The following is a 12,751-nucleotide window of genomic DNA, read 5'->3' on the forward strand; positions in this document are numbered from 1 at the left end:
CGGCAGCCGGAGGCGGGGCGGGCGGCGCCGGGCGCGCAGGCGGCGAGGCCTTCGGCGGCTGCTTTGGCGGCGCTTCCTTTGATTCGCTTCCGGGAGGGCCGGCTTGCGCCATCACCACCGGTAAATTCTGCGCATGGGAGGAGGGGTTTGCGACTTGCGCGGCCGTGAGCGTAGTGGTGGCGAGCAGCACGAGACGAAGTTTTGTCATGAAGCTAAGTCCCCGGAAATCTTGCATGGGCAGCACGCGAGGCGCCTGCAACGTATCGACATGGCAATCAACGGCCAACCGTTAGGCCGGATTGTGGCGACTTACAAACGCATCGAGGGTTTTATTTCAACGGGCGCGGGGTCTGGATACGCCTCCATTCAGGGCGTGTTCAGGCCCCGCGGATTTGCAGCTACATCGTTCCTTGCGGGATTTCCGGGCCGCCAGGAATTACGTCCGGCTGCGAACCTGGCAGATCGGTAATCCCGGCATCGGTTGCAGGATAGGGCGTTCGCGGTCCTTGCGGGCCTCGCACCGGCAACTCGTCGGGCGTGCGTCCGGGGAGCTCCTGCGGTTGCGGCGCCGGGCCGGGATCCTGCATCGGCGGCGGAATCTCCGGCTGCGGATTTCCCGGCGGCTCTTCCTGCGGCGGTTCGGTTGGCTTGCCCGGTTTGATCGGCGGGTCTTCGATCGGCTCTGCCATTTAAATCGCGACCTTACGGTTTTCGCCAAGGTTGGGCCGTGAACCGGTGACGGCCGCTGCGGCCATCTTCACATAGCTGATGACGGTGCCCGGTGAATCCCAGAACTCGGCATCCTCGGGCGCAATCTTGAGCACACGGATATTCGGGTCCTCCGCGCTGTCCCACCACGCCTTCGCCGGAGTCGAGAACAATTCCTTGATCTTGGCCCGGTCATTGGAAACCTCCGCAGTACCGCTGACCGAGACATATTTCTGATCGCCGGCATCGGCAAACGACAGGTTGATATTCGGATTGCGGGCAATCTCGTCGTCCTTATGACGACGCGCGTCGGTAAGGAAATAGATCGCATTGTTGTCGCGCTCGACATGCGCACTCATCGGCCTCGCGCGCAGCTTATCGCCATCGCGGGTGACCAGCATCGCAAACCCGATCTTCTTCATCAATTCCCAGGCACGATCGACGTCGTGCGAAGTATCGTTGGTGGCCATATCGTCGCTCCATTGCTGCTGGAGCAATAACGGCGCCAAACCAACGATTGTTCCCGATTCCGATATCGCGATTAGATGGAACCGCGCAGCAACAGCGTGTTGCTTCTGGTCCTGCCGGCCTCGACGTACCCGCGCGCGAGCATATCGGCGAGACAATCGTTGAGCCAATCGTCACGGGACAGATGCTCGATCGCGACGGCGTGCGGCCACAGTGCGGCCGGCGCGTCGCGAAAGAAGCCTATCAGCACGCGATCCTCGTAGCCCTCCACGTCGATCTTGAGCGAATCAACGCGATCCACGCCCTGGTCCTGCAGGATGCGCAACAGCCGCATCGCCGGCACCCTGATCGCGCTGCTGTGTTCCCCGGCGTCGGGGTAGATATGGCTGGCGCCGTAGTTTTCATGATCGGTTTCGATCATGAGTTCGCCATCGGCAGCTCCGGCGGCGGCGGCAATCAGCGCCAAATTGCCGCTCGCCGATGCGGCCTGATTAAATGCGAGGCGGGCGACCATTACCGGATGCGGCTCTACCGCGATCACCCGTCCGCGCGGACCGACATGGCGAGCCAGCGGTAATGCATAGGTGCCGGCGTTGGCACCGATATCGACGAACACGCCGCCCGCCGGCGTATGGGCGCGCAGGAAATCCAGTTCTTCGATATTGTAGCCGGGATTGAGCAGCGCGCCGCGCTCCGTCGCGCTGGCTTGATGATAGAAACGGAACGCCGCGCCCTGATAGTAAACATCGACCGGCCCGGCGCGCAACATGTTCACAAGCCGCGACAGCATCGGCCGGAACGCGCCGCGCTTCAGCCGCGTGCGCTGCGCCAGCGCGAGGATCGCCTGCTGCGCGGCGTTGGGCGCGAACGCGCCGAAGGGAGCCGGCGAATAGTGGTGGTCGGGAGTCAAACACGCATCCTTGGTTAAGCGGCGCATGCATAGCCGACTTTGCGCGCGGTTCCAACGCTCCAAAGGTCGCGCATCTTGCGCGGCGTCTCGCAGGATGCCCGCGGGCGTTGGCCGTCCATCCTTCGAGGTTAGCCGCAAGACGCGTCGCGCACCTCATGATGACGTCGCCGGCGCAGGAAGGATCACACCGCGTTTTTCGGCACCGCCTTGCGCTGGCGCAAAAAACGGCCAAGCAGGCGGCGCTTGCCCTTGCGAGGAATGAGATCGATGTCGCTGACGAGCTTGGCGCCGCCCTTGCGCCGCTCCAGCACGATCTTGCGGCTGTGGAACGCCTCCAGCTCGGCGCGATGCGCGACGCTGACCACGGTGGCTTCGGGCAAGGTCTTGGTCAAAAGCTCCATCATCTTGTCCTGGCTCTTTTCGTCCAGCGCCGAGGTCGCCTCATCCAATACGATGATGTCGGGATTATGCAAAAACAGCCGCGCAAAGGCGAGCCGCTGTTTCTCGCCGCCCGACAAGGTCTGGTCCCACGGCGCGTCTTGTTCGATTTTCTCGATCAGGTGCTTCAGCCCGACCTTGTCCAGCGCTTCGCCGATCTGTTTCACGCTCCAGTCTTCCGCGGCGCCGGGATACGCCACCGCGCGGCGCAGCGTACCGGATGGTACGTAGGGCTTTTGCGGCAGCATGAACAGCCGCCGGTCCGGATGGAAATTGACGCTGCCGCCGCCCCACGGCCAAAGACCTGCGATGGCGCGCACCAGCGTGCTCTTGCCCGAACCGGATTCGCCCGACACCAGCAGCTTTTCGCCGGGTTCGATATCGACTTCGGTGTCGCCAACCACGGCGGTGCCGTCGTCGAGCGTCACCGATAAATCATTGAGGCTGAGCATGGTATCGCCGTCGGTTTCGCCGCGTTGAATGCGGCCAAAGCCGTCGCCGCGCTCGGCGCGTTCCAGACCGTCGAGCGACATCATCAGCGAGGCGATGCGTCGCGCGCAGGCGTTCCAGTCCGCAAGCCGCGGATAATTGTCGACCAGCCAGCCGAATGCGGTTTGCACGATGGTGAATGCGGAAGCCGCCTGCATCACCTGTCCCAATGTCATGCTGCCGTCGAGGAATTTCGGCGCGCACAACAGGAGCGGCACCACCGGTGCGATCAGGCTCGATCCCTGCGACACCAGCGTGGTGCGCATATGCTGGCCGGCGAGGCGCGACCATTGCCGCAGCACGTTGGTAAAGGTCTTGTCGATGCCGTCGCGTTCTTCTTCCTCGCCCCCGAGCAGTGCGATACTCTCGCCGTTCTCGCGCACGCGGGTGAGAGTATAGCGGAATTCCGCCTCGGCCTGGTTCTTGTCTTCGGAAACCTGCACGAAACTGCGGCCGATGGTCATGATCGAGCCTGATGCGATCGCGGCATACAGCACCGCGGCGATCACCAGGAAGCCGGGAATGGTAATGGCCGAGCCGCCGACCGTCACCGTCAGCGCGCCGCCGATGGTCCACAGCACCACAATGAAGGTGGTCGCGGACAAGAACGCCGAGGTAACGCCGGCGGCGAAATCCACCGGCGAATCGGTTGCGATCCGCAAATCCTCGGCGATGCGATATTCCGGGTTCTTATGGTCGCCGCCGACGAGATTGAGCTGGTAGTAGCGGCCATTGGCAAGCCAGCGCGTCAGCACCGAACTGGTCAGCCAGGCGCGCCAGCGCCGCTGGATTCCCATTCGCGCATATACCTGCGCTACACCGATCAGCACGCTGCCGATCGCGAGCGGGAAGAAAATTCCGGTCAAATAGAACACGGTGGCGGAATCGCGTTTCTCGATGGCATCGAAGATGGCGCGATTCCAGACGTTGATGCCGTACTGGAAGCCGACATTGACGACGATCAAGATGCCGAGGCCGATCGAAAACCCCCACGCCAGCCGGCCGCCGTTCTTGCCCCAATACCCGCGCGCGCTGATCCAGAACCGCGTCAGCAGATAATCCCGACGCGCCGCTTCGGCTTCCTCCGCAGACAATTCGGGATCGGTTTCAAGCACTTCCGGCGGCGGCGGTTCAACGTGGTCGCCGGTTTCCGCCACCACCTCGACAATCGGCGGCTTTTTGCTCGAGGCGGATGGTTTGGCAGGACGCTTGGCCATCGCCGATAACGGCAAGGATTTCAAAAGGTTCCGTCGGGTTCCACCCAGACGTACGGTATCCGTGCCGCGGATGAACGGCTGCGCAAAGCAGGATGGATACGCGGGTCGAGTCCGCAGCGAATGTTGCCCGTTCCCCGAACGCGCAGCGCGCTGCAGAGCCGGAGTCCAGCCTTTTCAATTCCAACCGGGGCGCGATTCCACGAAGCAGCGGTTCGCGAAGGGCTACGCGGCGCTTCGCATGCCGGACACGAGGGCGCTCACACCTGCCGCTCGACCAGCTTCAGCTTGAGTTCGGCGATGGCCTCGGACGGGTTGAGGCTTTTCGGGCAGGCCTTGGCGCAGTTCATGATGGTGTGGCAGCGGTAGAGGCGGAACGGGTCTTCGAGATTGTCGAGCCGCTCGCCGGTGGCTTCGTCGCGGGAATCCTTGACCCAGCGCGTCGCCTGCAAAAGCGCCGCGGGGCCGAGGAAGCGTTCGCTGTTCCACCAATAGCTCGGACACGAGGTCGAGCAGCACGCGCACAGAATGCATTCGTAGAGCCCGTCCAGCTTTTCGCGGTCTTCATGGCTCTGACGCCACTCCTTCTGCGGCGTCGGCGACGACGTCTTCAGCCACGGCTCGATGGAGGCGTATTGCGCGTAGAAATTGGTAAGGTCGGGGACCAGATCCTTGACCACCGGCTGGTGTGGCAGCGGATTGATCTTCACCGCGCCGTCCTTGACGTCGTGCATCGACATCGTGCAGGCCAGCGTGTTCTGGCCGTCGATATTCATGGCGCAGGAGCCGCAGACGCCTTCGCGGCAGGAGCGGCGGAAGGTCAGCGTCGGATCGATATTGTTCTTGATCCAGATCAGGCCGTCCAGCACCATCGGCCCGCAATCGTCGGTGTCGATGAAATAGGTGTCGACGCTGGGATTCTTGCCGTCGTCCGGATTCCAGCGATAGATATTGAACTCACGCGTCTGGGTCGCCCCCGCCGGCTTCGGCCAGGTCCTGCCGCCGGAGATTTTCGAGTTTTTCGGGAGTGCGAATTCAACCATGATGTATCCTAGCTCGAACCACTCGTCATTCCGGGATGCGCCTCTTGGCGCAGGCCCGCAATCCATACTCACGATGGTGGTTATGGATTCCGGGCTCGACGCTTCGCGTCGCCCTGGAATGACGGCTGATGTTATTGCGCGTCATCAATACACCCGCGCCTTGGGCGGGATGTACTGCACGTCGTTGGTCATGGTATAGTCGTGCACCGGGCGATAATCGATGGTGGTGCGGCCGCGCTCATCGATCCAGGCCAAGGTGTGCTTCATCCAGTTCTTGTCGTCACGCTCGGTGAAATCCTCGCGGGCATGGGCGCCGCGGCTCTCGGTGCGGTTGGCGGCCGAGTCCATCGTCACCACCGCCTGCACGATCAGATTGTCGAACTCCAGGGTCTCGACGAGATCCGAATTCCAGGTCAGCGAACGGTCGGTTACGGAGATGTCGCCGATCCCGCCATGCACGTTGTGGATCAACTGCTGGCCCTCATGCAGCACCTCGCCGGTACGGAACACCGCGCAATTGTTCTGCATCACGTGCTGCATGCCGTCGCGCAGTTTCGCGGTCGGCGTGCCGCCGGAGGCGTAGCGATAACGGTCGAGCCGGCCGAGCGCCTTGTCGGCCGAGCCTGCCGGCAGTTCCGGCTGCTTGCCGTTGAGGGTGAGTTTTTCAGCACAGCGCAGCGCGGCGGCGCGGCCGAACACCACGAGATCGATCAGCGAATTGGAGCCAAGCCGGTTGGCGCCGTGCACGGAGACGCAGGCCGCTTCGCCGAGCGCCATCAGACCGGGCACAATGGCGTTATCGTCGCCATTGTTCTTGGTCAGCACTTCGCCGTGATAATTGGTGGGAATGCCGCCCATGTTGTAGTGCACCGTCGGTGCGATCGGGATCGGCTCCCGCGTGACGTCGACGCCGGCGAAAATCCGCACCGACTCCGAAATGCCCGGCAGCCGCTCGTGCAGCACCTTCGGGTCGAGATGGTCGAGATGCAGGAAGATGTGGTCCTTTTTCTTGCCGACGCCGCGGCCTTCGCGGATTTCGATGGTCATCGCGCGCGAGACCACATCGCGCGATGCGAGGTCCTTTGCCGACGGCGCATAGCGCTCCATGAAGCGCTCGCCTTCCGAATTGACGAGATAGCCGCCTTCGCCGCGCGCGCCTTCGGTGACGAGGCAGCCGGCGCCGTAGATGCCGGTCGGGTGGAACTGGATGAACTCCATGTCCTGCAGCGGCAGGCCCGCGCGCAACGCCATGGCGCTGCCGTCGCCGGTGCAGGTGTGCGCCGAGGTGCAGGTGGCATAAGCGCGGCCGTAACCGCCGGTGGCGAGAATCGTCGTTTGCGCGCGAAACCGGTGCAGCGTGCCGTCATCCAGTTTCAGCGCGATCACGCCGCGGCAGGTGCCCTGGTCGTCCATGATCAGGTCGATGGCGAAGAATTCGATGTAGAACTCAGCGGCATGGCGCAGCGCCTGGCCGTACATGGTGTGCAGCATGGCATGACCGGTGCGGTCGGCAGCGGCACAGGTGCGCTGCGCCTGGCCCTTGCCGAAATCCAGCGTCATGCCGCCAAACGGGCGCTGATAGATCTTGCCGTCTTCGGTGCGCGAGAACGGCACGCCCCAATGCTCGAGTTCGTAGACCGCTTCTGGCGCGTTGCGCACCATATATTCGATGGCGTCCTGATCGCCGAGCCAATCCGACCCCTTGACGGTGTCGTACATGTGCCAGCGCCAGTCGTCGGGATGCATGTTGCCGAGCGCCGCCGAAATGCCGCCCTGCGCGGCGACCGTATGCGAGCGGGTCGGAAAAACTTTTGTGATACAGGCGGTGCGCAGCCCGGCTTCGCTGCAGCCGACCACGGCGCGCAGGCCGGCGCCGCCGGCGCCGACCACGACGACGTCGTAGGTATGGTCCTCGATCGGATAAGCGTGGCCATTGGTGGGGGGCGCAGCGCCGTTTTTGCCATTGCCTTGAGCCATGCGCTAGACTCCAGATGACAGTTTAAGAATGGCGTAGCTGGACGCCAGCGCCACCACGAAAGAGAAGAAGTTGTTGGCCATGATGGAAGCGAGCTTGAGCTTCTCGTTATGAATGTAGTCTTCGATCACCACCTGCATGCCGATCTTCATGTGCCAGGCGCTTGCGATAATGAACAGCAGCATTATGATGGCCACCGCCGGCGAGCCAAGGATTTGCGCGGCGCCGGCCTGGTTGCGGCCGAGCAGCATCATCACCACGACGATAACCGGCACGATCAGGATCACCAGCGCCACGGCGGTGATGCGCTGGCGCCAGAAATCGCCGGTGCCGGAATGCGAGGCGCCGAGCGCGCGGACCCGCCCCAGCGGCGTGCGCATCGAACGGTCCTTGAGCGGTGAGCCGTGTGATTCATCAAAGCTCATCGTCCGCCTCCGATCGCGTAAGCTGCGATCCACAACAGCACGGTCAGCGCAATGCCGCCGATCAGCGCGCCCCAGGTCAGCGCCTCCCGCTCGGTCGGCTTGAAACCGTAGCCGAGATCCCAGCAAAAATGCCGGATGCCGCTGAGCAGATGGTGCATCAGCGCCCAAGTGTAGCCGAACACCATCAGACGCCCGATGAAGCTCGAGGTAAAGGCCTGAACATTGCCATAGGCGCCGGGTCCCGACGCCGCCGCGATCAGCCACCACGCCAACAGCAGAGTGCCGAAATACAGCGCCACGCCGGTGATGCGATGGACGATGGACAGTGCCATCGTCAGGGTCCAGCGATAGGTCTGCAGATGCGGCGAAAGCGGGCGTTCGATCCTGGCGGTCATGGCGACTTTGACGGTTGCTGGCTGCGCAGGCAGCCGGTTCGGGGATCGCGTTAGTTCAATTCTATTTACGAACTCGAAACAGTCAGCGCAACGCCGAAATCACCGTTTGCGAATGAATGTTCATAGTTTCAGATGAGCCCTGCAATGATGTGCATTGACACCGCCTATCAGGGTTGGTCGTTGGTATGCCTGAAGCCCGATTCAGGCGCCGGCGACCGCGTTGATCCTCTCCGTCATGGCCAGGCTCCCGGCCGCGGAATGCTTTATCGAAGGTTGATGGATACGAAGGTCAAGCCCGCGTATGACGAACCAAAGCAGACGCCGCGCGTGACGGGCGAGATTTTGGACAGACGGAGCGGGAATGCCGGTTGCAGGACTGAACGTCTCCGAACTGCTTGAACTTGCGGTCCTGCTCGTCGCGGTCGGCGCGTTGGCGGGATTTCTGGCCGGTGTGTTCGGAATCGGCGGCGGCGCAGTGCTGGTGCCGGTATTCTATGAATGTTTCCGGCTCGCCGGCGTGCCGCTGGAGGTACGGATGCCGCTGTGCATCGGCACCTCGCTCGCCATCATCATCCCGACCTCGATCAGTTCGTTCCGCGCTCACCATTTCCGCGGCGCGGTGGATATGGCGGTGCTGCGGGTCTGGGCGGTGCCGGTAATCTCCGGCGTCGTCCTGGGCAGCGTGATCGCGCGCTATGCGCCGGAACGGTTGTTCAAAATCGTCTTTGTCGCCGTCGCATGGTCAGCGGCGGCGCGGCTGCTGTTCGGCCGCGAGTCCTGGCGGCTTGGCGAGACGCTGCCGAGCGGATTCCTGATGAAGCTTTATGGCAGCCTGGTCGGGCTGCTCTCGACCTTGATGGGGGTCGGCGGCGGGTTGTTCTCGAACCTGCTGATGACGTTCTACGGCCGGCCGATCCACCAAGCGGTTGCGACGTCCTCCGCACTGGCGGTGCTGATCTCGATTCCCGGCGCCCTTGGTTACATCTATGCCGGCTGGCCCGCAGCGGCGCGCTTCCCAGATATTGCCGCGCTGCAATGGCCGTTTGCGCTCGGCTACGTCTCGCTGATCGGCGCGGTCCTGGTGATGCCGACCAGCCTTCTCACCGCGCCGCTCGGCGTTCGCGCCGCGCATGCGATGTCGAAGCGCACGCTGGAGAGAGCGTTCGGGTGCTATCTGTTTATCGTCGGCAGCAGGTTCGTGATCAGTTTGCTGTGACGCTGGTCGTGCCCGGCTGCAGCGCAGCGCGGCGCGCTGCAGAGCCGGGCCGTCACGACCTCCGGCGTTTGGTGCGGTCCCGGTGCTTGCGAAGCAGCGCTTCGCAAGCGCTACGCGCTGCATCGCACCCGGGACACGAGCCTACTTCATATAGATGCCCTTGTAGGTTTCGCGCAAAACGTTCTTCTGCACCTTGCCCATGGCGTTGCGCGGCAATTCGTCGACGATGAACACGCGCTTGGGCATCTTGAATTTCGCCAGCCGTCCGTCGAGCGCTTCGAGCACCGCGGCTTCATCGACGCCGGCGTTCTTGTCGCAAACGACCACGGCGGTGACGCCCTCGCCGAAATCGGCGTGCGGCACGCCGATCACGGCAGCCTCGATCACGCCCGGCATGGCGTCGATCTCGCTCTCGATCTCCTTCGGATACACGTTGAAGCCGCCGGAGATCACCAGATCCTTGCCGCGGCCCAGAATGTGGACGTAACCGGTGCCGTCGATCTTGCCGAGATCGCCGGTGATGAAGAAGCCGTCGTCGCGAAATTCGGACTTGGTCTTTTCCGGCATCCGCCAATAGCCCTTGAACACGTTGGGGCCCTTGACCTCGATCATACCGATGTGTTCCGGGCCCAATGTCTTGCCGGTCTCGGGATCGGTGACGCGCACGGAGACGCCGGGCAGCGCCTGGCCGACCGCGCCGGGCACGCGCTCGCCGTCGTAGGGATTCGAGGTGTTCATGTTGGTTTCGGTCATGCCGTAGCGTTCGAGAACGGCGTGGCCGGTACGCGCCGCCCATTCGCGATGGGTATCGGCCAGCAAGGGGGCGGAGCCGGAAACGAATAGCCGGATATGTGCGGTCGCCTCTTCGGTCAGCGCCGGGCTTTGCAACAGCCGGGTATAAAACGTCGGCACGCCCATCATCACGGTGGCCCGCGCCATCAGCTTGATGATCAGCTCAGGATCGAACTTCGGCAGGAAGATCATCGAGGCGCGCGCGAACAGCGTGACGTTGCTGGCCACGAACAGACCGTGGGTGTGATAGATCGGCAGCGCGTGGATCAGCACGTCCTTGTCGGTGAAGCGCCAGTAATCGACCAGCGCCAGCGAATTCGACGCGAGGTTATCGTGCGTCAACATCGCGCCCTTGGAGCGGCCGGTGGTGCCGGAGGTGTAGAGGATCGCGGCGAGGTCGTCATTTTCCCGTGCGACGGTTTCGAACTCCGGCGGCGCCCCGGCGGCCGCGTCGGTCAGCGAGCCGTTGCCGCCGGCATCCAATGTCTCGACGCCGGCGCCGACCTTCGCGGCGATGGCGCGGATGCCTTCCGCCTTCGACGGATCGCATACCATCAGCGAGGGTTCGGCGTCGGTGATGAAATATTCCAGCTCGTTGAGCGTATAGGCGGTGTTGAGCGGCAGATAGACCGCGCCGGCCCGCACCGAGGCGAGATACAGGACCAGCCCCGAGACGGATTTTTCCGTTTGTGCCGCGACGCGGTCACCCGGTTTGACGCCGCGCGCCGCGAGTACGTTCGCCATTTGCCCGGCGCGGGCGATAAGATTGCCGTAACTGATGCGCTGCCCGTCCAGCATTTCGATCGCGAGCCGGTCGGGGTTATCGACGCCGTTGAACAGGCGAGAAAACAGGTTGGCGTTCGTAGGGGTGTTCATGCATCATTCCGGCGGGCAGCGCGGCTCCAGCGGCCGCACAGTTGAATAGCAAAAACGTCCTTCATAAAGCAACGGAGACAGTTTGCATGACACGGAACGGGAAACGCGTGGCCTGGGTGACCGGCGGCGGCAGCGGGATCGGCGAGGCCGGCGCGGAAGCGCTGGCGGCGGACGGCTGGACGGTGGTGGTGTCGGGACGTCGCAAGGCCGCGCTCGACGCCGTGGTCGCGAAGATTGCCGCGGCGGGAGGCGAGGCCGAGGCGATCGCGCTCGACGTCAGCAAGTCGGACGACGTCAACATGGCCGCCGGTCAGATTCTTGGCCGTCACGGCCGCATCGATCTTCTTGTCAACAGCGCCGGCATCAACGTGCCGAAACGCAGTTGGGCAGATATGGAACTGGAAGGCTGGGACAAGCTCGTCGATATCAACCTCAACGGCGTGCTCTACTGCATGCGCGCGGTGCTGCCGGCGATGCGCAGGCAGAAGGACGGCATCATCATCAACGTCGCTTCGTGGGCGGGACGCCACGTCTCGAAAATGCCGGGCCCGGCCTACACCACCACCAAGCACGCGGTGCTGGCGCTGACCCATTCGTTCAACATGGATGAATGCGTCAACGGGCTGCGCGCCTGCTGCCTGTCGCCGGGCGAGGTCGCCACGCCAATCCTCAAATTGCGGCCGGTGGTGCCGAGCGACGAAGAGCAGGCGCGGATGCTGCAGTCCGAAGATCTCGGCCGCACCATTGCCTTTGTCGCCAGCATGCCGCCGCGGGTCTGCATGAACGAGATACTGATCAGCCCAACCTGGAACCGGGGCTTTATTCAGACGCCGCATAGCCGGGATTAGCGGGGCCGTCATGCAAGCGAAGCGAAGCAATCCAGAGCTCCGGGCTCCGACCGGATTGCTTCGTCGCAAGGAGCTTCTCGCAATGACCAGAGCCGCCGTCGTCCCCGTGCAGGCCCCAGGGCGCCTGCGCGGGGGACGACGCGGAGTTTGTTGGCGCAGCCTGCCCCACACGGCCCGCGCGTAAAATAGTTTCAAACAACACGAAAAAGTTTTTCCGAAACCGGGCGAAACCCGTCCCGTAGCTCGGCCCAACGACGCGCAGTCGAATCTCAAACGAGCGGCGCATCGTTGTTGCCCTTAATCGCCGGCGGATATCCGTCGGCCACATCCATCGGGAGACGATCCATGTCCAAGCGTATTGTATTTCTTTCGGCCGCAGCCTTCAGCGCGCTGGCTCTCACCGCAAGCGTCATTGCACCGGCCAGTGCCGAAGACAAGAAAATGATGAAGAGCGAGATGTCCGGCGAAAAGACCGTGATGGTCGGCGGCGCGGCGATGTTTCCCTCCAAGAACATCATCCAGAACGCCGTCAACTCCAAGGACCACACCACCCTGGTTGCGGCGGTGAAGGCCGCGGGGCTGGTCGAGACGCTGGAAGGCAAGGGCCCGTTCACCGTGTTCGCGCCGACCAACGCCGCCTTCGGCAAGCTGCCGGCCGGCACCGTCGACACTCTGGTAAAGCCCGAGAACAAGGCGACGCTGACCAAGATTCTGACCTACCACGTGGTGGCGGGCAAGCTTGAAGCCTCCGACCTGACCGACGGCAAGAAGCTCAAGACCGTCGAAGGCGAAGAGCTGACCGTGAAGAAGTCCGGCGACAAGGTCATGATCGTCGATGCCAAGGGTGGCTCCTCGACCGTCACCATCGCCAACGTCAACCAGTCCAACGGCGTGATCCATGTGGTCGACACCGTCCTGATGCCGGCGTCGTAACGCCGCACGCGACCTCCGCGC

The 12,751-nt window shown here is 63.3% G+C and carries 12 protein-coding genes and 1 pseudogene; 3 read left to right on the forward strand and 10 right to left on the reverse strand.

Translation table 11 applies throughout. From position 1 onward, the window contains the following. The 9 genes and pseudogenes from ACFE72_RS19960 to sdhC all read right to left on the reverse strand — a co-directional run. Positions 1–208 (reverse strand): annotated as a pseudogene (locus ACFE72_RS19960) (OmpA family protein); the annotation flags it as partial. A gap of 190 nt (positions 209–398) precedes the next feature. Continuing rightward, positions 399–689, reverse strand: a complete 291-nt coding sequence (locus ACFE72_RS19965) for a hypothetical protein (RefSeq protein WP_375414851.1) — start codon at positions 687–689, stop codon at positions 399–401. Next, on the reverse strand, positions 690–1,178 hold the full coding sequence (locus ACFE72_RS19970) for a pyridoxamine 5'-phosphate oxidase family protein (RefSeq protein WP_375414852.1): 489 nt from the start codon (positions 1,176–1,178) through the stop codon (positions 690–692). 71 nt (positions 1,179–1,249) lie between these two features. Next, entirely contained in the window at positions 1,250–2,086 is an 837-nt protein-coding gene (locus tag ACFE72_RS19975; protein ID WP_375414853.1) for an FkbM family methyltransferase, read from the reverse strand. Positions 2,087–2,268: 182 nt separating this feature from the next. Further along, on the reverse strand, positions 2,269–4,230 hold the full coding sequence (locus ACFE72_RS19980) for an ABC transporter ATP-binding protein/permease (RefSeq protein WP_375414854.1): 1,962 nt from the start codon (positions 4,228–4,230) through the stop codon (positions 2,269–2,271). Between the two features lie 257 nt (positions 4,231–4,487). Further along, on the reverse strand, positions 4,488–5,270 hold the full coding sequence (locus ACFE72_RS19985) for a succinate dehydrogenase iron-sulfur subunit (protein WP_375414855.1): 783 nt from the start codon (positions 5,268–5,270) through the stop codon (positions 4,488–4,490). A gap of 144 nt (positions 5,271–5,414) precedes the next feature. Further along, a complete protein-coding gene (gene sdhA, locus ACFE72_RS19990) occupies positions 5,415–7,247 on the reverse strand; it encodes a succinate dehydrogenase flavoprotein subunit (RefSeq protein WP_375414856.1) in 1,833 nt (610 codons plus the stop codon). Between the two features lie 3 nt (positions 7,248–7,250). Then, positions 7,251–7,670 (reverse strand): succinate dehydrogenase, hydrophobic membrane anchor protein, encoded by a 420-nt coding sequence (gene sdhD, locus ACFE72_RS19995; protein ID WP_375414857.1) that lies wholly within the window; start codon positions 7,668–7,670, stop codon positions 7,251–7,253. Beyond that, a complete protein-coding gene (sdhC, locus tag ACFE72_RS20000) occupies positions 7,667–8,065 on the reverse strand; it encodes a succinate dehydrogenase, cytochrome b556 subunit (protein WP_375414858.1) in 399 nt (132 codons plus the stop codon). The genes sdhD and sdhC overlap by 4 nt, the downstream gene beginning before the upstream one ends. 361 nt (positions 8,066–8,426) lie before the next feature. On the opposite strand from sdhC, the gene ACFE72_RS20005 reads away from it, so the two are divergent. Continuing rightward, complete coding sequence (locus tag ACFE72_RS20005; RefSeq protein ID WP_375414859.1) at positions 8,427–9,281, forward strand: sulfite exporter TauE/SafE family protein; 855 nt, start codon at positions 8,427–8,429, stop codon at positions 9,279–9,281. Positions 9,282–9,422: 141 nt separating this feature from the next. Here the strand turns inward: ACFE72_RS20005 and ACFE72_RS20010 are convergent, their stop codons facing one another. After that, the gene (locus tag ACFE72_RS20010; protein WP_375414860.1) at positions 9,423–10,949 is read right to left on the reverse strand and encodes a malonyl-CoA synthase; all 1,527 of its coding nucleotides are present in this window, start codon (positions 10,947–10,949) and stop codon (positions 9,423–9,425) included. Positions 10,950–11,035: 86 nt separating this feature from the next. Here ACFE72_RS20010 and ACFE72_RS20015 point away from each other — a divergent pair, with 86 nt between their 5' ends. Further along, positions 11,036–11,797 (forward strand): SDR family oxidoreductase, encoded by a 762-nt coding sequence (locus ACFE72_RS20015; RefSeq protein WP_375414861.1) that lies wholly within the window; start codon positions 11,036–11,038, stop codon positions 11,795–11,797. Positions 11,798–12,142: 345 nt separating this feature from the next. Further along, the gene (locus ACFE72_RS20020; protein WP_375414862.1) at positions 12,143–12,730 is read left to right on the forward strand and encodes a fasciclin domain-containing protein; all 588 of its coding nucleotides are present in this window, start codon (positions 12,143–12,145) and stop codon (positions 12,728–12,730) included. Positions 12,731–12,751: the final 21 nt, after the last annotated feature.

The organism is uncultured Bradyrhizobium sp., from assembly GCF_964252615.1.
GTDB lineage: Bacteria > Pseudomonadota > Alphaproteobacteria > Rhizobiales > Xanthobacteraceae > Bradyrhizobium.

What these genes read in the sequence shown, in the direction of transcription:
- ACFE72_RS20015 (WP_375414861.1), top strand. Translation starts at nt 11,036, where the DNA reads ATGACACGGAACGGGAAACGCGTGGCCTGGGTGACCGGCGGCGGCAGC.
- ACFE72_RS19970 (WP_375414852.1), bottom strand. Translation starts at nt 1,178, where the DNA reads ATGGCCACCAACGATACTTCGCACGACGTCGATCGTGCCTGGGAATTG.
- ACFE72_RS20010 (WP_375414860.1), bottom strand. Translation starts at nt 10,949, where the DNA reads ATGAACACCCCTACGAACGCCAACCTGTTTTCTCGCCTGTTCAACGGC.
- ACFE72_RS19965 (WP_375414851.1), bottom strand. Translation starts at nt 689, where the DNA reads ATGGCAGAGCCGATCGAAGACCCGCCGATCAAACCGGGCAAGCCAACC.
- ACFE72_RS20005 (WP_375414859.1), top strand. Translation starts at nt 8,427, where the DNA reads ATGCCGGTTGCAGGACTGAACGTCTCCGAACTGCTTGAACTTGCGGTC.
- sdhD (WP_375414857.1), bottom strand. Translation starts at nt 7,670, where the DNA reads ATGAGCTTTGATGAATCACACGGCTCACCGCTCAAGGACCGTTCGATG.
- sdhA (WP_375414856.1), bottom strand. Translation starts at nt 7,247, where the DNA reads ATGGCTCAAGGCAATGGCAAAAACGGCGCTGCGCCCCCCACCAATGGC.
- ACFE72_RS19980 (WP_375414854.1), bottom strand. Translation starts at nt 4,230, where the DNA reads ATGGCCAAGCGTCCTGCCAAACCATCCGCCTCGAGCAAAAAGCCGCCG.
- ACFE72_RS19985 (WP_375414855.1), bottom strand. Translation starts at nt 5,270, where the DNA reads ATGGTTGAATTCGCACTCCCGAAAAACTCGAAAATCTCCGGCGGCAGG.
- ACFE72_RS20020 (WP_375414862.1), top strand. Translation starts at nt 12,143, where the DNA reads ATGTCCAAGCGTATTGTATTTCTTTCGGCCGCAGCCTTCAGCGCGCTG.
- sdhC (WP_375414858.1), bottom strand. Translation starts at nt 8,065, where the DNA reads ATGACCGCCAGGATCGAACGCCCGCTTTCGCCGCATCTGCAGACCTAT.